The sequence below is a fragment of the Sporosarcina sp. P37 genome, from assembly GCF_002109365.1.
In the GTDB taxonomy this organism is placed as follows: domain Bacteria; phylum Bacillota; class Bacilli; order Bacillales_A; family Planococcaceae; genus Sporosarcina.
This window is the reverse complement of the sequence record NZ_CP015349.1, coordinates 449799-470807: the sequence shown is the minus strand read 5'-3', so window position 1 is coordinate 470807 and position 21009 is coordinate 449799. Positions and strand designations below refer to the sequence as shown.

General features: G+C 44.2%; 23 protein-coding genes and 1 tRNA gene. 23 read left to right on the top strand and 1 reads right to left on the bottom strand.

What is annotated here, in order from left to right:
- Positions 1-9 precede the first annotated feature (9 nt).
- From SporoP37_RS02600 to SporoP37_RS02500, 21 genes are all read left to right on the top strand, one after another.
- The gene (locus SporoP37_RS02600) at positions 10-2367 is read left to right on the top strand and encodes an endonuclease MutS2 (RefSeq protein ID WP_085430180.1); all 2358 of its coding nucleotides are present in this window, start codon (positions 10-12) and stop codon (positions 2365-2367) included.
- Positions 2368-2430: 63 nt separating this feature from the next.
- Positions 2431-2844, top strand: a complete 414-nt coding sequence (locus SporoP37_RS02595) for a DUF350 domain-containing protein (protein ID WP_081242180.1) — start codon at positions 2431-2433, stop codon at positions 2842-2844.
- Between the two features lie 355 nt (positions 2845-3199).
- Complete coding sequence (locus tag SporoP37_RS02590) at positions 3200-4903, top strand: long-chain-fatty-acid--CoA ligase (RefSeq protein ID WP_085430179.1); 1704 nt, start codon at positions 3200-3202, stop codon at positions 4901-4903.
- 89 nt (positions 4904-4992) lie between these two features.
- Positions 4993-5577: a fatty acid metabolism transcriptional regulator FadR gene (locus SporoP37_RS02585; protein ID WP_081242178.1), complete on the top strand. Its 585-nt coding sequence runs from the start codon at positions 4993-4995 to the stop codon at positions 5575-5577.
- Positions 5578-5603: 26 nt separating this feature from the next.
- Complete coding sequence (locus tag SporoP37_RS02580; RefSeq protein WP_081242177.1) at positions 5604-6377, top strand: enoyl-CoA hydratase; 774 nt, start codon at positions 5604-5606, stop codon at positions 6375-6377.
- Between the two features lie 23 nt (positions 6378-6400).
- Positions 6401-7174, top strand: a complete 774-nt coding sequence (locus SporoP37_RS02575; RefSeq protein ID WP_081242176.1) for an electron transfer flavoprotein subunit beta/FixA family protein — start codon at positions 6401-6403, stop codon at positions 7172-7174.
- A gap of 34 nt (positions 7175-7208) precedes the next feature.
- Positions 7209-8183, top strand: a complete 975-nt coding sequence (locus tag SporoP37_RS02570) for an electron transfer flavoprotein subunit alpha/FixB family protein (protein ID WP_081242175.1) — start codon at positions 7209-7211, stop codon at positions 8181-8183.
- Positions 8184-8269: 86 nt separating this feature from the next.
- On the top strand, positions 8270-8584 hold the full coding sequence (trxA, locus tag SporoP37_RS02565) for a thioredoxin (RefSeq protein WP_081242174.1): 315 nt from the start codon (positions 8270-8272) through the stop codon (positions 8582-8584).
- Between the two features lie 67 nt (positions 8585-8651).
- The gene (gene uvrC / locus SporoP37_RS02560; protein ID WP_085430178.1) at positions 8652-10454 is read left to right on the top strand and encodes an excinuclease ABC subunit UvrC; all 1803 of its coding nucleotides are present in this window, start codon (positions 8652-8654) and stop codon (positions 10452-10454) included.
- Between the two features lie 413 nt (positions 10455-10867).
- Entirely contained in the window at positions 10868-11476 is a 609-nt protein-coding gene (locus SporoP37_RS02555) for a succinate dehydrogenase cytochrome b558 subunit (protein WP_081242172.1), read from the top strand.
- Positions 11477-11529: 53 nt separating this feature from the next.
- Positions 11530-13284, top strand: coding sequence for a succinate dehydrogenase flavoprotein subunit (gene sdhA, locus SporoP37_RS02550; protein ID WP_081242171.1), 1755 nt, complete (start codon positions 11530-11532; stop codon positions 13282-13284).
- A 5-nt stretch (positions 13285-13289) separates the two neighbouring features.
- The gene (sdhB, locus tag SporoP37_RS02545; RefSeq protein ID WP_081242170.1) at positions 13290-14075 is read left to right on the top strand and encodes a succinate dehydrogenase iron-sulfur subunit; all 786 of its coding nucleotides are present in this window, start codon (positions 13290-13292) and stop codon (positions 14073-14075) included.
- A 279-nt stretch (positions 14076-14354) separates the two neighbouring features.
- Positions 14355-14804 (top strand): acyl-CoA thioesterase, encoded by a 450-nt coding sequence (locus tag SporoP37_RS02540; RefSeq protein ID WP_081242169.1) that lies wholly within the window; start codon positions 14355-14357, stop codon positions 14802-14804.
- Between the two features lie 75 nt (positions 14805-14879).
- Entirely contained in the window at positions 14880-15092 is a 213-nt protein-coding gene (locus tag SporoP37_RS02535) for a helix-turn-helix domain-containing protein (RefSeq protein WP_081244721.1), read from the top strand.
- Between the two features lie 116 nt (positions 15093-15208).
- Positions 15209-15694, top strand: a complete 486-nt coding sequence (locus tag SporoP37_RS02530; protein WP_081242168.1) for a MarR family winged helix-turn-helix transcriptional regulator — start codon at positions 15209-15211, stop codon at positions 15692-15694.
- Between the two features lie 9 nt (positions 15695-15703).
- The gene (racE, locus tag SporoP37_RS02525) at positions 15704-16492 is read left to right on the top strand and encodes a glutamate racemase (protein WP_085430177.1); all 789 of its coding nucleotides are present in this window, start codon (positions 15704-15706) and stop codon (positions 16490-16492) included.
- A gap of 133 nt (positions 16493-16625) precedes the next feature.
- Positions 16626-17381 (top strand): ribonuclease PH, encoded by a 756-nt coding sequence (rph, locus tag SporoP37_RS02520; RefSeq protein WP_085430176.1) that lies wholly within the window; start codon positions 16626-16628, stop codon positions 17379-17381.
- Entirely contained in the window at positions 17381-17995 is a 615-nt protein-coding gene (locus SporoP37_RS02515; RefSeq protein WP_085430175.1) for an XTP/dITP diphosphatase, read from the top strand. The genes rph and SporoP37_RS02515 overlap by 1 nt, the downstream gene beginning before the upstream one ends.
- Positions 17992-18483 (top strand): metallophosphoesterase, encoded by a 492-nt coding sequence (locus SporoP37_RS02510; protein WP_085430174.1) that lies wholly within the window; start codon positions 17992-17994, stop codon positions 18481-18483. The genes SporoP37_RS02515 and SporoP37_RS02510 overlap by 4 nt, the downstream gene beginning before the upstream one ends.
- 75 nt (positions 18484-18558) lie before the next feature.
- Positions 18559-18632: transfer RNA gene (locus SporoP37_RS02505), tRNA-Arg, on the top strand.
- A 118-nt stretch (positions 18633-18750) separates the two neighbouring features.
- Positions 18751-19716, top strand: a complete 966-nt coding sequence (locus SporoP37_RS02500) for a tyrosine-type recombinase/integrase (RefSeq protein WP_099662788.1) — start codon at positions 18751-18753, stop codon at positions 19714-19716.
- Between the two features lie 230 nt (positions 19717-19946).
- Here SporoP37_RS02500 and SporoP37_RS16825 read toward each other — a convergent pair whose 3' ends face one another.
- Complete coding sequence (locus SporoP37_RS16825; protein ID WP_157118611.1) at positions 19947-20144, bottom strand: hypothetical protein; 198 nt, start codon at positions 20142-20144, stop codon at positions 19947-19949.
- A gap of 18 nt (positions 20145-20162) precedes the next feature.
- Here SporoP37_RS16825 and tnpB point away from each other — a divergent pair, with 18 nt between their 5' ends.
- Complete coding sequence (tnpB, locus tag SporoP37_RS02490) at positions 20163-20516, top strand: IS66 family insertion sequence element accessory protein TnpB (protein ID WP_085430172.1); 354 nt, start codon at positions 20163-20165, stop codon at positions 20514-20516.
- A gap of 67 nt (positions 20517-20583) precedes the next feature.
- Positions 20584-20973, top strand: a complete 390-nt coding sequence (locus tag SporoP37_RS02485) for an IS66 family transposase (protein WP_157118610.1) — start codon at positions 20584-20586, stop codon at positions 20971-20973.
- Positions 20974-21009: the final 36 nt, after the last annotated feature.

Sequence of the window (21009 nt, the reverse complement as noted above, 5' to 3'; positions counted from 1 at the left end):
TGTGAGACATTGGAAAAGCGTGTCTTAAAAACACTTGAATTTGATAAAATCATTCAACAGGTCTCTGCGCAGTGTACGTCCAAAGCTGGCCGTACACATGTAGAGCAGCTGGTGCCTTCGAAAAGTCTTGAAGATGTCAGCCGTTTACTTGAAGAAACAGATGAAGGACTGGCTTTATTACGAATACGCGGTAATGTGCCGATGGGCGGAATCCACGATATTCGTCCCCACGCGAAACGGGCACAGATCGGCGGTATGCTGAGTGCTATGGAACTTGTGGAAATTGCCGATACAATTCGCGCAAGCAGAATTCTGCGGCAGTTCCTTGAGGGGGTTAAAGAAGAAGGCGAAATCTCCATCCCCCATTTACTGGCCCGCAAAGATGCTATGCCGATTTTAACGGCGATTGAGCATGAAATCAATGCGGCAATCGATGATAATGGACGGGTGGTGGACAGTGCTTCTTCCGCTTTACGTTCTATCCGCCAAAGTTTGCGGATTCAGGAAAGCCGGGTGCGCGAACGGCTGGAGAGTTATACGAGAGGAAAGAATGCCTCCAAAATGCTGTCAGATGCAATCGTCACGATGCGTAACGACCGGTATGTTATTCCTGTAAAAGCAGAATACCGTTCACATTATGGCGGTGTCATCCACGACATGTCATCTTCAGGACAAACATTATTTATTGAGCCAGACGCAGTCGTCCAGGCAAATAATGAAATTCGCGAATTGAAAGTGAAAGAACAGGAAGAAATTGAAAAGATTCTGCTCGCACTGTCCGCCAGTGTGCAGGAAATCGCTCACGATCTGTTCACGCTGGTGCAGCTGCTGGCGGAAATAGACGTCATATTGGCAAAAGCAAAATATGGGACAGCCAATAAATGCACCAAACCGGCTGTTAATGCAGATGGCTACATGCGCCTGACAAAAGCGCGTCATCCGCTGCTTCCAATTGAAGAAGCGGTGGCCAACACGATTGAATTCGGAGAAGATATTACCACAATCGTCATCACCGGTCCGAACACGGGCGGTAAAACAGTCACTCTGAAAACGGTGGGGCTCTGTACATTGATGGCACAGGCAGGATTGCCGATCCCTGTACTCGACGGCTCTGAAATCGCTGTCTTTGATTCCATCTATGCAGATATCGGAGACGAGCAGTCGATTGAGCAAAGCCTGAGTACATTTTCATCCCATATGGTCAACATCGTCAATATTTTGAAGAAGTTCGATGACCGTTCTCTTCTTTTATTTGATGAATTGGGCTCTGGAACCGACCCGCAGGAAGGAGCGGCACTCGCTATTTCCATTCTTGATGAAGTACACGGCAGCGGGGCGCGTGTCATGGCAACCACTCACTATCCTGAATTGAAAGCGTACGGCTTTAACAGGCCTGGTGTGGCAAATGCCAGCGTAGAATTCGACATCGACACTTTGAGTCCGACGTACCGCTTGCTGATTGGAGTGCCGGGGCGGAGTAATGCCTTTGAAATCTCGAAGCGGCTGGGTCTTCACCATCATATAATTGACCGCGCAAAGAGTTTTACCGGCGAAAACCGCGGGGAAGTGGACAGCATGATTGCGTCTCTTGAAACGAGCCGTGTCCAATCTGAAAAGGATGCTGAACGTACGCATAATGTACTATTGGAAACGGAAAAGTTGAAGCAGGAATTGAATGAAAAACTTCAGGAATTTGAAGAGCAGAAAGAACGCTTGACGGAAGCCGCGAAAGAAAAAGCAAAAAAAATCGTCGAGCAGGCCAAAATCGAATCCGAAGCCGTGATTTCAGATTTACGCGCTCTGCGCATGAATGCAGGAGCCAACGTCAAAGAGCATGAATTGATCGAAGCGCGGAAACGGCTGGAAGGCGCCGCGCCAGAAGAGAAGAAAAAGAAAGCAGTCAAGGCACAGGCAGGTCCGCGTCCGCTGAAGCAAGGCGATGAAGTGAAAGTGCTGGCCTATGGACAAAAAGGGACTCTAATCGAAAAAGTCTCCGACAAAGAGTGGGTTGTGCAAATCGGTATATTGAAAATGAAATTACCGGAATCAGGTCTTCAATATACGAAGCCTGAAAAAGAAAAGAAACCAGTCACTGCAGCCGCAGTAAGGGGCCGTTCGGAGCATGTGAAAATGGAACTCGACTTGCGCGGCGAACGTTATGAAGATGCGATTGCGCGAACGGAGAAGTATATAGATGATGCATTGCTGTCCAATTATCATCAGGTGAATATAATTCACGGCAAAGGCACAGGTGCCCTGCGCCAAGGTGTGCAACAGTACTTAAAGAAACATTCGCGCGTGAAATCTTACCGGTTTGGTGAAGCCGGAGAAGGCGGCAGCGGTGTTACAGTCGTCGAATTAAAATAAATGAAACCTTTTGTCTGCCTGAACCGTATGACAGGCAATAGAACATAAAGAAGGTGCCGCATTATGAATCATACGGGGTTTTGGAGTCATCCATTAGTTGAGAGCGCTGGCTACTTCAGTGTCGTCACACTATGTTTGATCGTATCCATGGTGTTATTTGAAATCGTGACAAAATATAGAAACTGGGAAGAGATCCGTAAAGGGAATTTGTCGGTAGCGATGGCGACGGGCGGAAAAATCTTTGGCGTCGCCAACATTTTCCGCTATTCCATCGAGCAGCATAACAGCCTGCCGCAAATGATGGGCTGGGGCCTGTATGGATTTACATTGCTCATATTCGCTTATTTACTGTTCGAGTTCCTGACACCGAAATTTAAAGTGGATGAAGAAATTCAGGCGGATAACCGTTCCGTCGGCTTTATATCGCTTTGCATTTCGGTCGGTCTGTCGTTCGTCATAGGCGCCAGTATTGCATAGGAGATCGTAATTTATGGAAAGACTGATCAAAATACTTATTGTAGTCTGTGTACTCTTTGTCCTCATCGGAGTATACTGGCTCGTCACCAATACACCCTGACCTGCGTCCGGGTGTATTTTCTATTTTGTTTCCATAAAAGACCGCTTACTTGTAACTGACAACGCATCAGCATTGGCATAGATAGAACTTTCTTATGTCACAGGTATAACGATGCCAGCTCTCTCATAGAATGAGAGGTGTTTATATAAAGAGATAAAGCGCTTTCATATTTACCTTGTAAACTAAATAGTTTATCGATATACTAATGAACAAGGAATGTTCAAACTATTACATTAATGTAAAGGAGTTGTGAAGATGACGCAAAAACCTTGGCTTGCTGCTTACCCAAAAGAAATTCCGACCACTTTGGACTATGAGAAAATTCCGCTGCAGGATTATTTAACGAGATCCAGCAAAAAATATCCTGATAAAACCGCTATTCACTTTCTTGGGAAGGATATCACATTTAAGGAATTTCATGAATCTGCACTGAAGTTTGCGGCTTACTTGCAAAAACTCGGCGTAGTAAAGGGCGACCGCGTAGCAATTATGCTGCCGAACTGTCCGCAAGGCGCTATTGCTTATTACGGCATTCTCTATGCTGGGGGAATTGTCGTACAGACAAACCCGCTTTATACTGAACGCGAACTGAACTATCAGCTTTCCGACTCAGGTGCAAAAGTAATTATTTCGCTTGATATTCTGTTTCCGCGTGTAACGAAAGCGATGAAAGGAACTGCTCTGGAGCACATCGTAATTACTGGCATCAAAGATTACCTGCCGTTTCCAAAAAATCTTTTGTACCCATTCCTGCAGAAGAAAGAGCATAAGCTGACCGTAAAAGTCGAGCATCGCGGCATTCATCATTTATATACTGAAATAATGAAATCTGCGAAACCTGATCCGGTACACGTAGCGTATGAAGACGGCGATATCGCATTACTGCAATATACGGGAGGAACGACTGGTCCGCCGAAAGGTGTGGAGCTGACCCATTCGAATTTAATCAGCAATACGGAAATGTGCAGCGCGTGGCTGTACAAAACGACTGATGGTGAAGAAACAATTATGGGGATTCTGCCTTTCTTCCATGTGTACGGCATGACAACAGTACTGATATTTGCAGTCATGAAAGGTCACAAAATGGTATTGATTCCGAAATTTGACTTCAAGACAGCTTTAAAAGATATCGATAAACAAAAGCCGACATTATTTCCCGGCGCACCGACTATTTATATCGGATTATTGAATCACCCTGACTTGGGAAAGTATGATCTTTCTTCTATTAAAGCTTGTATCAGCGGATCTGCTGCTTTGCCGATTGAAGTAAAAGAGAAGTTTGAAGAGGTAACTGGCGGTAAACTGGTGGAAGGATACGGACTGACTGAAACGTCACCGGTTGCGATGGCGAACTTTGTATGGGATGGGATTGAAAAGCGCGGTTCTGTCGGCGTGCCTTGGCCTGATACAGACGGCTGCATACTGGGCCCCGGATCAAGTGAACCATTGCCGGCGGGAGAAATTGGCGAAATTGCGGTAAAAGGACCTCAAGTAATGACGGGTTATTGGAACAGACCAGATGACACGCAGGAAACATTCCGTGACGGATGGTTTTTAACGGGAGATCTGGGGTATATGGATGAAGACGGGTACTTCTATATTGTAGACCGTAAAAAGGATATGATAATTGCCAGCGGTTTCAATGTGTATCCGCGTGAAATTGAAGAAGTGCTGTATGAACATCCGGCTATTCAAGAATGCATCGTCGCAGGTGTACCGGATCCGTACCGCGGAGAAACAGTGAAAGCATATATTGTATTAAAAGAAGGATATTCCGTTACAGAAAAAGAATTAGATAAATATTGCAGAAAACACCTTGCTGCATTTAAAGTTCCAAGACAGTACGATTTCCGTGATGACCTTCCAAAAACAGCAGTAGGTAAAATTCTGCGCAGGACGCTTGTGGAAGAAGAACGAAAGAAATTGACTGAAGAAACGGACACGTTAAAAAGTTCATAACAAAATACTTGACTCCAACTGAAAAGTTTATTAATATGAAAATATGAATGAATCGTCATTCATATTTTCTTTTTTGGTGGTGAAACATAATGAAGCGTACAAAACCTAAATATAAACAAATTGTAGACGCTGCAGTCATTGTTATTGCAGAAAATGGTTACCACCAGGCGCAAGTCTCTAAAATCGCTAAGGAGGCAGGAGTTGCGGATGGCACGATTTATTTATATTTTAAAAATAAAGAAGACATCCTAATCTCCGTATTCAGAGAAAAAATGGCGATATTCGTAGAGAATATAAAAGAGATACTAGAGAAGGATCTTCCCATCTCAGATAAATTACAGCTGGTTGTAGAAAATCATTTCAGAGTCTTACAAGAAGATCCGCATCTGGCAATCGTCACACAATTGGAGCTCAGACAGTCAAACAAAGATCTGCGTTTCCAAATTAATAATGTGTTAAAAGAATATATGGTTTTGCTGGATACTTTGCTTGAAGAAGGAGTAGAGAAAGGAGAACTGTCTTCTGAACTTGACCTCAGACTCGCGAGGCAGATGTTATTCGGCACGATGGATGAGACGATTACTTCTTGGGTGATGAACGAACAGAAATTTAATTTAATCAATTTAGCGCCTAAGGTCAGCAATATGCTGCTTCATGGCTACAAACAGCAGTAATTGTTGCAGTAAAGGAGAGATGGAAAATGACATTAATTAACTTGGAGAAGGACGGTCATGTCGCATTAGCGAAAATTGACCATCCGCCAGCAAATGCCCTATCCTCGAAATTGATTGAAGAAGTCAATCAGCTGTTAACGAGCGTGGAGAACGATGATGAAGTCCGCGTAGTCGTCCTGTACGGCGAAGGACGATTTTTCTCGGCTGGTGCAGACATTAAAGAATTTACAACCGTTGATACGGGGGATGCGTTCACGAAGCTTTCAGCCAAAGGCCAGGAAGTTTTTGAACGATTAGAAAACTTTGAGAAACCTGTAATCGCTTCCATTCACGGTGCAGCACTTGGCGGAGGCCTGGAGCTTGCGATGGCCTGCCATATCCGCCTCGTAACAAAAACTGCGAAACTTGGTTTGCCGGAGCTGCAGCTTGGACTCATTCCGGGCTTTGCAGGAACACAGCGCTTGCCGCGTCTGGTCGGCCCGGCAAAAGCTGCAGAAATTATGCTGACGAGTGATCCGGTATCGGGAGAAGAAGCTGTGCAATGGGGACTCGCAAACCATGCATACTCTGATGAAGAACTATTGTCGGAAACATTGAAACTCGCAAAAAAGATTTCTGCTAAGAGTCCGATAGCGGTAAAACATGCACTAAACATGCTTTCTTATTCTAAAGACCAGTCATTTTATGATGGTGTAGAAGCGGAAGCAAAATCGTTCGGCGAAGTGTTCGTGTCTGAAGATGCAAAAGAAGGAATTCAGGCATTTATTGAAAAGCGTCAGCCTACATTTACCGGAAAGTAATTATCGAATAGGAGGTTCTAATAATGAACATTTATGCATTAGTAAAAAGAACATTTGATACGGAAGAAAAAATTTCGATCTCAAACGGTGCCATTGCAGAAGACGGTGCTGAATTCATCATCAACCCATACGATGAGTATGCAGTGGAAGAAGCGATTAAACTGCGCGACGAACACGGCGGAGAAGTTACGGTATTGTCTATCGGAGATGAAGAAACCGAGAAACAGCTGCGCACAGCATTGGCGATGGGCGCAGATAAAGCTGTACTGATCAATATTGAAGATGATATTGACGAGATCGATGAATATACTGCAGCAAAAGTCATTGCAGACTATCTGAAGGATAAAGACGCAGATCTGATTCTTGCGGGTAACGTGGCAATTGACGGCGGTTCAGGACAAGTCGGGCCGCGTGTGGCAGAACTGTTAGGGATCAACTATGTAACGACTATTACTGAGTTAACTGTAGACGGAACGAACGCAACAATTGTACGTGATGTAGAAGGAGATGCAGAGACAATCGAAACATCTTTGCCGCTTCTTGTCACTGCACAGCAGGGCTTAAACGAGCCGCGTTATCCTTCATTGCCGGGTATTATGAAAGCGAAGAAGAAGCCGCTGGAAGACTTAGAGTTTGATGATCTGGATCTGGATGAAGATGATGTGGAAGCGAAAACAAAGACAGTGGAAGTTTTCCTGCCGCCTGCTAAAGAAGCGGGACGCGTCCTCGAAGGGGAGCCGGCAGAGCAGGCCGCTGAACTTGTAAAATTATTGCATTCCGAAGCGAAAGTAATTTAATTCTTATAGAACCGTAATTAGGAGGGACTACATTATGTCAAAGAAAATGTTAGTTTTAGGTGAAGCACGTGATGGAGAACTGCGTAACGTATCATTTGAAACGATTGCAGCGGCAAAGAAAATTTCAGACGGCGGGGAAGTGGTCGCTGTTCTCATCGGGGACCAAGTCCAGTCGCTGGGTGAAGAAATGGTTCATTACGGAGCGGACCGTGTAGTAACAGTCGAGCATCCTCACTTGAAGCACTATACACCGGACGGCTTCGGACAGGCATTCATGGCTGTCTACGAAGATGAATCTCCGGACGGCGTTGTGTTCGGCCATACTGCAATGGGGAAAGACCTGTCACCTAAAGTTGCAAGCAAGCTTGGAACGGGATTAATTTCAGATGTAACAAAAATTGAGGGAGAAGGCGATGCAGCGGAATTCATTCGTCCGATTTACTCAGGTAAAGCATTTGAAAAAGTAGAAGTGAAAGAAGGACTATTATTCATTACGATCCGTCCGAACAATATTGAGCCTTTAGCACATGATGCAAGCCGCACGGGTGACGTGGCTTCGAAAGACGTCGAAATCAAAAATCTGCGTTCCGTAATTAAAGATGTCGTGCGCAAATCAACTGAAGGTGTGGATCTGTCTGAAGCGAAAGTTATCGTAGCCGGCGGACGCGGAGTGAAAGGTGCTGAAGGATTCGAGCCGTTAAAAGAATTGGCTAATCTTCTCGGCGGAGCAGTCGGCGCCTCACGCGGGGCATGTGACGCAGATTACTGTGACTATTCACTGCAAATTGGACAGACAGGAAAAGTGGTCACACCAGACTTGTATATCGCAGCAGGGATTTCCGGCGCGATTCAGCACGTGGCAGGTATGTCCAACTCCAAAGTCATCGTCGCAATTAACAAAGATCCTGAAGCAAACATCTTTAAAATTGCAGATTACGGCATCGTAGGCGACATTTTTGAGATCATCCCAATCATGATTGAAGAGATTAAAAAAATCAAAGCGAGCTAATTTACCGGTACAAGCATTTTTTTAGCCCCTCGCATACCTCCATGATATAATACAAACATAGTTGTAGACTAAAGGAGGAAATAGTAATGGCAATTATTAATGCAACCGATTCTAACTTTGCTGAAAATATTAAAGAAGGCGTAGTACTCGTGGACTTCTGGGCACCTTGGTGCGGTCCTTGTAAAATGATCGCTCCTGTACTTGAAGAACTTTCAGGTGAAATCGAAGGAAAAGCGAACATCGTAAAAGTGAACGTTGATGATAACCAGGCAACTGCAAGCCAGTTCGGTATCATGTCCATTCCGACACTTCTTCTATTTAAAGACGGAGAAGTGGCTGAAAAAGTAGTGGGCTTCCAGCCGAAAGAAGCACTTGCTCAATTAGTTGAAAAACACGCGTAAAAAATACGTGTAAATACAAGAGACCGGGAGCTGCTTCAGCCGCCCGGTCTTTTAGTAGGTGAAAATAATGAATGAAATCATTGAACATAAACTGTCAATCCTTCCGGAACTGCCCGGCTGCTACTTAATGAAGGATCGCCAAGGAACGGTCATTTATGTCGGGAAGGCGAAAGTACTGAAGAACCGTGTGCGCAGCTATTTCACCGGCTCCCATGACGGCAAGACGCAGCGGCTCGTCGGGGAAATAGAGGATTTTGAATATATAGTCACCAATTCGGAAATCGAGGCATTGATTCTCGAATTGAACATGATCAAGAAATACGATCCGAAGTATAATATTATGCTTAAAGATGATAAAACGTATCCGTATCTGAAGATCACCAATGAACGGCATCCAAAACTGATCATCACGCGGAAAGTTAATAAGAAGTCGGGCAAATACTTCGGTCCGTATCCGAATGCCACGGCAGCCCATGAAACAAAAAAACTGCTGGACCGGCTGTATCCGTACCGAAAATGTCAAAGCATCCCGGCGCGCGCGTGTTTGTATTACCATATAGGCCAATGTCTGGCACCCTGTATAAAAGAGGTGCCTGCTGAAGCTTATACGGAAATGATCGCGGACATTACACGCTTTCTGAACGGCGGTTATAAAGAAGTAAAAAAAGAACTGCAGCAAAAGATGAATGAAGCCGCTGAAGAACTGGAATTTGAGCGTGCAAAAGAATATCGTGATCAAATTACGAATATTGAAACCGTCATGGAAAAACAGAACATGACAGCTAATGACTTCACAGACCGCGATATATTCGGTTACGCAGTGGACAAAGGCTGGATGTGTGTGCAAGTGTTTTTTGTGCGCCAAGGTAAATTGATAGAACGGGATGTATCGATTTTCCCTGCTTATCAAGATCCTGAGGAAGAATTACTGACATTTCTCGGCCGTTTCTACGGGGAAGCGCAGCATTTACTGCCAAAGGAAGTGCATCTTCCTGAAACGGTAGACCTTGCTCTTGCGGAACAATTGCTCGATACAAATGTTTTTATCCCGCAGCGGGGCAAGAAGAAAGAACTTGTAAAATTGGCTGATAAAAATGCATCCATCGCACTGAACGCCAAGTTTCAAATTATTGAGCGGCAGGAAGAACGGACGATCGGGGCTTGTGAAGAACTTGGGGAAGCGATGAATATCAGCACACCGCTTCGTATTGAGGCATTTGATAACTCCCACACTCATGGTGTAGAACCTGTCTCCGCTATGATTTCCTTTATAGACGGCAGACCGAATCGCAAAGATTACCGGAAATACAAAACAAAGACAGCAGCGGCGCATGATGACTACGGAGCCATGCGCGAAGTGATCAGACGGCGTTATACGCGGGTATTGAAAGACCGCCTGCCGCTGCCGGATTTAATTGTAATTGACGGCGGTAAAGGACAGATGGAAATTGCGCGTGAAGTGCTTGAAGATGAACTCGGCCTGTCAATTCCGATTGCCGGACTGGCAAAAGACGATAAGCATAACACTGCGCAGTTACTGTATGGACACCCGCCTGAAATCGTACCATTAAAGAAAACAAGCGAAGCCTTTTACTTATTGCAGCGTGTTCAGGATGAAGTTCACCGATTCGCGATCACATTCCACAGACAGCGAAGAGGGGCATCTTCTCTGACCTCTTCACTGGACGGGATTGAAGGCATAGGACCGAAACGAAAACAGCAGCTTCTCAAGCACTTCAAAACCGTCAAAGCCATCCGTGAAGCAACATCTGAACAACTGAAAGAAGCAGGTATGCCTAAAAAGGTAGCTGATGACCTGCTTGCTCACTTTCAGCAGCCCGAATCAGAAAAAAAGCCCCTGATGGAATAGAGTCGAGGGGCTTTATCAAACGAGTGGTTACTGGCCAGCCAGGTTAAAACTATATTTTCCACCTTACACTTTGAGAATAATTGAAATTTTTAAATAAATTAAATCCGCTGACTTTCCGTGCATCCGACCGGATTGAAGAGAGGAATCAAAACTTTAGGAAACAGCCGGCGCGAAAGCGTTTATGCTTGTCGGCTGCTGTCGTCTGCTGCTGAAAAAACAAGGGGTCAGGCGATGAATTTTGAAAAATCATAATATAGTATAAAAAGTAGACAGCATCTTGACCTGTCCTAAACAGAGGAGTACAATGTACATGTTATCATATTGTACCACGAAGAGAGATACTGGTGAAAGCGAACCAAATAGAGAAACGCGTCATTACAGTATAATCTCAGAAATAAGGGAGGGTAAAAGACTTGTCGAAAGAAACAGATTTTTTCTTGCGCCGTCTACATTCGTTGCTTGGTGTAATTCCCGTTGGACTCTTTGTTGCCCAACACTTAGTTATTAACCATTTTGCAACGCGCGGTGAGGAAGCATTCAACACAGCATCTAATTTTATGGGGAACTTGCCGTTTGTGCTATTCTTGGAATGGTTTATTATCTACATTCCACTTATGTTCCACGCTTTTTACGGAGTGTACATAGCTTTCTCAGCAAAATACAACGTGAGCAATTACGGTACTTTCCGCAACTGGATGTTCACGCTCCAGCGTTTCACGGGCGTATTCCTAGTCATCTTCATTGCATGGCACGTGTATGAGACTCGTATCCAAAAAGCGCTAGGTGCTGAAGTAGACTTCAACATGATGGCCGATATATTATCGAATCCATTTATGCTTGTTTTCTATATCGCAGGAGTACTGTCTGCTACTTTCCACTTAGCTAATGGACTTTGGTCATTCTGTGTTACTTGGGGTATTTCACAATCACCAGAATCTCAGAAGATTGTATCTTACATTACAATGATTGTATTCTTAGTTCTATCTGTAATCGGAGTTCAAGCACTTCTAGCATTTGTATAATTACTTAACTGACTAACTAATGAAATTACGTATAATTGAGGAGTGAAACAATAATGGCAAAAGGCAGATTGATTGTCGTCGGTGGAGGACTAGCTGGACTTATGGCTACCATCAAATCAGCAGAAGCTGGCGTACCGGTTGACTTGTTCTCGCTAGTACCTGTAAAACGTTCCCACTCCGTATGTGCCCAAGGCGGCATTAACGGTGCTGTAAACACGAAAGGTGAAGGCGACTCCGTCGATATTCACTTTGACGATACAGTTTACGGTGGAGACTTCCTAGCGAATCAAAAACCAGTACAGGCAATGACGGCAGCAGCTCCTGGAATTATTCACTTATTGGACCGTATGGGTGTTATGTTCAACCGTACTCCAGAAGGACTATTGGATTTCCGTCGTTTCGGTGGTACACTTCACCACCGTACAGCGTATGCGGGTGCAACTACTGGACAGCAGTTACTGTATGCTCTGGACGAGCAAGTTCGTTCACACGAAGTAACAGGATTGGTAAAAAAGTATGAGCACTGGGAATTCCTAGGAATCATTAAAGATGAAGAAGGAACGTGCCGCGGCATTAAAGCGCAAAACATGAAGACAATGGAAATTCAAGCATTCAAAGCCGATGCAGTCATCATGGCAACAGGCGGCCCTGGTATTATCTTTGGTAAATCTACAAACTCTGTTATTAACACAGGTTCTGCAGCTTCCATCGTTTATCAGCAGGGTGCGAAATATGCAAACGGAGAATTCATCCAAATTCACCCGACAGCGATTCCAGGGGACGATAAGCTTCGTCTGATGAGTGAATCAGCACGTGGTGAAGGCGGACGGGTTTGGACATATAAAGACGGAAAGCCATGGTACTTCCTGGAAGAAAAATATCCGGATTACGGTAACCTCGTTCCCCGTGATATCGCAACACGTGAAATCTTTGACGTGTGTGTAAACCAAAAACTTGGCATCAACGGTGAAAACATGGTGTACTTGGATCTGTCACACAAAGATCCTAAAGAACTCGACATTAAACTTGGCGGAATCATCGAGATTTATGAGAAGTTCACAGGAGACGATCCTCGTAAATTGCCGATGAAAATCTTCCCGGCTGTTCACTATTCAATGGGCGGTCTGTGGGTTGATGATCACCAGCAAACAAGCATCCCAGGCCTATTCGCTGCGGGTGAGTGTGATTATTCACAGCACGGTGCAAACCGTCTGGGCGCTAACTCTTTACTTTCTGCTATCTACGGCGGAATGGTCGCAGGACCAAACGCTATCGATTACATGAAGCATCTGAAGCGGACTGCTGACGAACTACCTGCAGATATCTATGAAGATGCAGTAAAAGAAGAGCAGCAGAAATGGGAAGACACGCTCAAAATGAATGGTACAGAAAATGCGTACGTTCTTCACAGAGAGCTTGGCGAATGGATGACTGACAACGTAACGGTTGTACGTTTCAACGATAAGTTGAAAGAGACAGACGATAAAATTGTCGAGTTGCTTGAACGCTATGAAAACATCAACATTACAGATACGCAACAATGGTCTAACCAAGGAGCCACATTTACACGTCAGCTGAAAAACATGCTGTATTTAGCGCGTGTAATTACATTGGGCGCATTATATCGGGACGAGAGCCGCGGCGCGCACTATAAGCCGGAATTCCCGAACCGTGATGATGAGAACTTCTTGAAAACAACAATTGCGGAATTTGATGGAGTATCTGCACCGATCATTTCTTATGAAGAAGTAGATACATCTCTAATTCCTCCACGTATACGAGATTATTCAGCGAAGAAAGGAGATTGATAAAGGTGAGCGAACAACAAACAGCAACTGCACAAAAAACTGTCGTGTTTGATATCGAGCGTCAGGACACTGCCACTTCAAAGCCATACACGGAAAGATTTGAAATTCCTTACCGTCCGAATATGAACGTTATTTCGGCTTTAATGGAAATCAGACGTAACCCTGTAAATGCTAAAGGTGAAAAAACTACACCTGTAAACTGGGATATGAACTGTTTGGAAGAAGTATGCGGTGCATGTTCAATGGTTATTAACGGCCGCCCGCGCCAGTCATGTACTGCGCTGGTTGATCAGTTGACACAGCCTATTAAATTGCAGCCTATGCGCACATTCCCGGTCGTCCGTGACTTAGTGGTTGACCGTGAGTTCATGTTTGATTCATTGAAACGCATCAAAGCATGGGTTCCGATCGATGGCACGTATGATCTTGGTGAAGGTCCGCGTATGCCTGAGCGTAAGCGTCAGTGGGCATATGAATTGTCTAAATGTATGACTTGCGGTGTATGTCTGGAAGCTTGTCCGAACGTTAACGACAAGACGAACTTCATGGGACCTGCATTGATGTCACAAGTACGTTTATTCAACGCACACCCAACCGGTTCAATGAATAAAGACGAGCGTCTGGCAACTGTAATGGGAGATGGCGGCATCACAGAGTGCGGTAACGCACAAAACTGTGTAGTTGCTTGTCCTAAAGGTATTCCATTGACGACTTCTTTAGGTGCAGTCGGCAGAGCAACAACGATTCAAATGTTCAAGAACTTCTTCGGAAGTGACCACCAGGTAGATTAATATCTATACAAAATAGAGCTGTCCCGGGAGTCGTAACGATACGACTTCCCGCGGCAGTTTTTTTATTTCTGAAATTGAGAGCAGTGTAAGGCCAGTCTGGGAAAGAGGATCCGCCTTCCGCAGCTTCACTGCCTTTGTACTGAACGAATTCCTGTCTGTCATCTGACCTTTAGCATCTGAAAATATACATAGAACACTTCCTCCAGTTGTTTGACGTTCATTCATAATTTGCTATAATGAAAGAATGAATGTTCATTCATTTTTAAAGGGGGAATTATAATGAGAGCAACTTATATTCAAGATGCAGAGAAATGGGAAGAAAGTTTTACGTTCCATGCTGATGTTTCCGTCCGATTTTCAGAGACCGATATGTACGGTCATCTAAACAATACAAAGGTATTTGCGTATTTTGAATATGCGCGAATCGAGTATTTGAAATCGCTGAACCGTATGGAAAAATGGATTGATCCAAAAGGCACTACCATACCGATTGTGGCCGATTTACAATGTGATTTTGTGAAGCAGGTATTCTTTGATGAAAAGCTGCGCATTTACGTAAAAGCTGACTCTATGGGAAAGAGTTCAGTCGATTTGCACTATATGGCTAAAAACGAACGCAATGAGATCGTCTTTACAGGAAGAGGAACAATTGTCCAAATCGGAAGAGATACCGGAAAGCCTGTCGCATGGACGGAAGAGGAAAAGCAAGTGTTCCTGGAAAACTCGTAAAAGCCTACACAGCCGCCCTTACGCTTACATATCCTAAGATGAAAGCGTAAAGAGGAGGGGCGCATCTTGGATGAAATGCAAAACCGTTCTTTATTAACGAACCGAGAACGACAAATATTTACCTTGCTGGTAGAAGATTTCACAACTAAAGAAATTGCGGGACAGTTGACTATCAGCGAAAAGACCGTACGAAATCATATTTCGAATACGATACAAAAACTCGGTGTTTCAGGCAGAGCACAGGCTATTGTCGAATTATTACGTTTAGGCGAATTACAGCTGAACTAAAAGTACTGCTTTGTAAAGCGACGTTAGACTGATATTTGTTCAATAGGTGTCCATAACTCCTTCTCCAGTAAAAGATCGGTTGAAAAACTATTGCGTTCATCAATGAAAACGGTACAATGAAAAGACAGGAAACATTTCAGGGAGCTGATTTATTGTTGAATGAACCAAAAAACGTATCAACCGATATCGCAGCATTGGAAAAAGACTTGAGGTATATTGCGTCCATTATTAAAGCACAAGGACGTAAAATACTGAAAAACTATACGATCACACCGCCTCAATTCAGTGCACTTCAATGGCTGCTGGAACACGGCGATATGACAATCGGAGATTTGTCCGCCAAAATGTTCTTAGCTTTCAGCACGACGACGGACTTGGTGGATCGTATGGAAAACAGTCAATTAGTGAAACGGGTGCGGGATGAAAAAGATCGCCGTGTCGTCCGTATTCACTTATTACCTGAAGGAGTACGGATTATCGAGGAAGTTATCCAGAAAAGACAGGGATACTTGCAGGATGTACTCATCAATTATGACGAACAAGAAATTCAGCAGCTGTCAGGTCTGCTGTCCAAATTGCACGAAGAGATGATAAGAGATTGAGGGATTATAGTGAATGCACCTATTGGAGTAATTGATTCAGGGGTCGGCGGGCTGACGGTCGTCAGAGAATTGCGCAAGTACCTGCCGAACGAACCCATTATTTATATCGGTGATGACGCGCGCTGTCCGTATGGCCCAAGACCTGCGGAGGAAGTGCTGGCGTTTACACTCGATATGGTAAACAGCTTAGCGCAAATGGGCATAAAAATGCTCGTGATTGCCTGCAATACGGCAACCGCCATCGCATTAGACGAAGTACGAAAACAATTTGATTTTCCTGTGATAGGAGTAATACAGCCCGGCGCCAGAGCCGCTGTGAATGCATCACAGACCGGTGAAATCGCAGTTCTTGGAACAATGGGCACAGTTAACAGTAAGGCATATGACCAGGCGATCCATCAGCTGAAGCCTGAGGCGACAGTATATTCGCTTGCATGTCCGGAGTTTGTGCCGATTGTTGAAAATGGTGACTATCGCACAAAACAGGCACGGGAGATTGTGGACCGGACATTGCAGCCTTTGCACAGTCATTCGTTTGACTCTGTCATACTGGGCTGTACACATTATCCGCTGCTGCAAGAACATATCGAAGCCCACTTCTCTAATCAGAAGAATATTATTTCTTCAGCTGTGGAGACAGTGATTGATGTGGAACGGATTCTCAATGAACAGCAAATCTTGTCTGCGGCACCGGCAGAACCGCTATTCTATACAACAGGCTCGATTGAAAAGTTCCAGTCAATTGTGGAAGATTGGCTGACTCTTCCGCAGCCCGACGTACGAATGCTGACGTTTTAATATGCAAAAGAAGACCCGAAAACAGTACGCAGTTTTCGGGTTTTTTATCGTGGGTATGGTAAGATAAGTTGAATGCGGCCATGAAAAATTGGACAAACTGCACATATAATTGAACGATAACGGAGGATATTGCATGCGACATGATGGAAGAACAACAGAAGATATACGTACAGTGACAATCGAGAAAGACTATTTGATTCACCCCGAAGGCTCTGTACTTATTTCAGTTGGAAATACAAAAGTAATTTGTACGGCAACAATCGAAGAGCGTGTGCCGCCGTTTATGAGAAACAGTGGAAAAGGGTGGATCTCAGCGGAGTATTCTATGCTGCCGCGGGCTACCGGGCAGCGTACGATTCGTGAATCTTCCCGCGGGAAAGTGGGCGGCCGCACAATGGAGATTCAGCGTCTGATTGGACGTGCCTTGCGGGCAGTCGTCGATCTCGATGCGATTGGCGAGCGGACCATCTGGATCGACTGTGATGTCATCCAGGCAGATGGCGGCACGCGCACATCTTCGATTACCGGTGCGTTTGTTGCTTTAGTGATCGCTGTGAATAAATTGCAGATCGAAAAGAACCTCCCGACATTTCCAGTACGGGATTTCCTCGCCGCCACGAGTGTTGGCAAACTGGCAGACGGGCAACTGATCACGGATCTCGATTATGTAGAAGACTCATCTGCAGATGTCGATATGAACGTAGTCATGACAGGACAGGGCCAATTCGTGGAATTACAGGGCACAGGGGAAGAAGCGACATTCTCACGGGCGGAAATGAATGATTTACTGACGCTGGCGGAATCAGGCATCGGGCAATTGATCGAAATTCAAAAAGAAGTGCTGGGAGAACTGGCAGATAAGATTGGGCAACAGGAAGGTGAAGCATAATGAAAGAAATTTTGATAGCAACAAATAATAAAGGCAAGGCGAAAGATTTTGAAGTGCTCTTTCGTCCTCTGGGCATTAAGGTTCTGACACTGCAGGATATAGAAGAACCTATCGATGTAGAAGAAACAGGCACGACGTTTCAAGAAAATGCGGTGCTGAAAGCAGAAACGGCAGCCAGCTTGCTTGGGAAAGTTGTAATTGCGGATGACAGCGGATTGGAAGTTGACGTACTTGGCGGTGAGCCGGGCGTTTATTCTGCACGTTATGCAGGGGAGCCTACAGACGATGAAGCAAATATCGATAAATTGCTTGCAAACTTGAAACAGGTGCCTCCAACAGCACGTCAGGCCCGTTTCAGATGTGTTCTTGCCATTGCGGGTCCCGGCGTCGAAACGACAACGTATTCTGGCAGCTGTGAAGGTGTAATAGCCAATGAACGTAAAGGCGGTAACGGATTTGGCTATGATCCTATTTTTTATGTGCCGGAAAAAGGAAAGACCATGGCGGAGTTATCGGCAGAAGAAAAAAGTGCCATTTCCCACCGGGGAGCAGCGTTAGAACAGCTAAAAAAACAGCTCCCCGAATTTCTGGCACGGTTTGGTGACGGCCAATGAAAATCATCGTATTGAGCGATTCGCACGGTGACACATCAACCGTGGAAGAAATCACCTCTTTGCCGGCGGATGCGATATTTCATTGCGGGGACAGTGAGTTAGCGGCTAATGACCCGCTGCTCGAAGGTGTTCATATAGTTCGGGGCAATTGTGATCACGACAATAACCTTCCTGCGTCTGTTGTACAAAAAGTAGGCGATGATACAGTGCTGGCCGTACATGGCCATGAACACGACGTCAAACGCTCTATGCTGACGCTTACTTACGCTGCGGCTGAACAGCGGGCGTCCATCGTATTATTTGGCCATTCCCACTTGTACGGAGCCGAACTGATTGACGGGACACTGTTTGTGAATCCCGGCAGCACGACACAGCCGCGCGGCGGGAGACAGGCTACATATGCTGTGATCGATGCGGATGAAGCGTATACAGTGAGTTTTTATTCGATGAAACATGAACTTGTAGACCAAACTGTATTAATAAAATAATTTTTATTAAATATAGTGTTGACTTTTAATTGTCCTATGCATATAATAGTTCTTGTGCCTGTGTTACAGGCGTTTGTCTCAGTAGCTCAGCTGGATAGAGCAATGCCCTTCTAAGGCATCGGTCGGGGGTTCGAATCCCTCCTGGGACGTACCGTTTTATAACGTTATACTTAGAGAAATAAGCACTTTCGCTTATGATTCAATTTTACAGTACTCGGTCAGTCGAGTTTCTGTACTAAAGAATTGTAAGTGGAGGTGCTTTTTCTATTGACTAAAAAGAAGGGGATATTTGATATACAAATTGAACAGCCGTTAATTCAAGTTAGCAAGCGTGAAGAAAAACGTACTGATATGACGATCGAACAAGCATTGTCAGTAATTTTAAAGCAACTTGAAGTGAGTGGCTGTCGTGAAAGAACGTTATATGATTACCGTACAATCGTAAATTACTTTATCAGGGACACTAAAGTTGAGTACCTGATAGATATAACCAGCGATGTTATTTACACCTGGCTTGAAAAGATGACTGTCAAAAATACAACTAAATTAACACGCTTGAAGTGCTTCAAAGCATTCTTAGGGCGTTGTTTCGATAATGGATGGTTCACAAATAAGTTTTGGCGGTCAGTAAATATTAAAGTGGACACTGAAATTAAGGTAGGGGCAACAGATGAAGATGTGAATTTACTATTATCTGTTCTCGACTATACAAAATTCTTAGATTTGAGAAATGCCGCAGCTGTTTTACTGATGTATCGGTGTGGATTGCGGATTGGGACAATTGCACGTATGAAGGAACAGCAAGTTGATTTTGTTAATCATAGATTACAACTTGACGGAGAAGTTATGAAGAATCATAAAGGTTTAATTTTACCTATAGATGAACAAATGGCTTATCTATTACAAGTAATGGTAAAGCAGAATAATCTCATTAGAGATGAATACAAAGAAGATAACAATAATTTATTTATAACTATTAAAGGAAAACCGACAACGAATTCCATCACATCAAATTCAATTCAAAAGCAGTTAAGAAAATATACATTGAAGTTCGGAATTGAAAATATTAATCCACATGCATTAAGGCGGGGATTTGCTAAAAACTTGTATGCAAAATCAAATGATTTGTTATTGGTTTCAAAAGCACTTGGGCATAACGATTTATCTGTGACTACAAAGTATTTACATACAGAATTAACTGATGTAGCTGATAAGTTGAAGGATTATCTTTAAGTTTTTCGATAACAAAAAAGCCACCTACTCGCAATAGGTGACTTAACAGTAAATCGAACTTCGAGTTCACGCAAATAAACTGAATACGATATACCTTATCTTGCTTTAATTCTATCGAAAAAAATTGAAATTAGCAAGGTTTATTAAATGCACCCTTTTTTAGGTATATCGTAAGCCCGTAATCAAACAACGCATATATTTTCAAAGCGCCTCCCGGTAAGATCAAATTATTATTTGATTTGGGAGGTGCTTTTCATGCCAACAATAAAACCGTTAACGATTGTCCCCGTGACTTTACATCCGATTTCCTCTCCCAGCCTTCCGGCTGCCCCTGCTAGCAGTTCGCCGGGCACTTGCTCCGTCAAGATAGCGAACGCGGAAATCCATTTCCATAACGGCGTAGAAGAGCGCATCATCCGAGCCGTCATGAAGGAGCTGATGCATCCATGAAACAGGATTATACGGATGTGCAGAATATATATATTGTCTGCGGAAAGACCGATATGCGAAAAGGCATTGATGGACTGGCGACATTAGTCCAAGACTCTTTTGAACTTGACCCTTACAGCGACTCCATCTTTTTGTTCGCCGGTTGGAAAAAAGACCGCTATAAATGTCTCTACTTTGATGGGGATGGATTTGCGATGTTGTATAAGCGGCTAGACACAGGCAAACTGCAATGGCCACGGAGTGAAACGGAGGTCAAGAACCTGACACAACAGGAACTGCGCTGGCTGCTCGAAGGGTTGTCCATCCAACAGCCAAAAGCGATTCCCCCTTCTGCAAGAGGTGTGTTTTAAAAATAGCTATTCACGTCCTGTGAAATCCGGTATACTACTCACAACGAGAAGGAAAGCGGTGAAGGAAATGGCCAAGCGTTCAGCAGAAGAATCATTGGAAAAAGTCATTGCGCTATTGGAAGAACAACTGGCGTATTCCAATGAACAAAATGAAAAGCTGTCCCGACAGGTGGAGACATTGACTCAACAGGTACAGTATTTGACCAAGCAATTATTTGGTTCCAAAACAGAGAAATCCAAGTATCAAGTGCCCGACGGGCAAGGATCCTTATTCGATGAGGACGAGAACCCTTTTCCCGATTCTGAGCAGACAGAAGAACAAAGCCAACAGATGATTTCTTACACTGTTGTCCGAAAACGTCCGAAGAAACGAAATGATCTATTTGATGAGGGGATCCCCACAGAAGTCATTCATCATCATCCCGAGCAGTTGGAATGCTGTAACCGAGCACATTAACCCAGTAGTCTATATTCACAGTAATTCAGCCAAGAT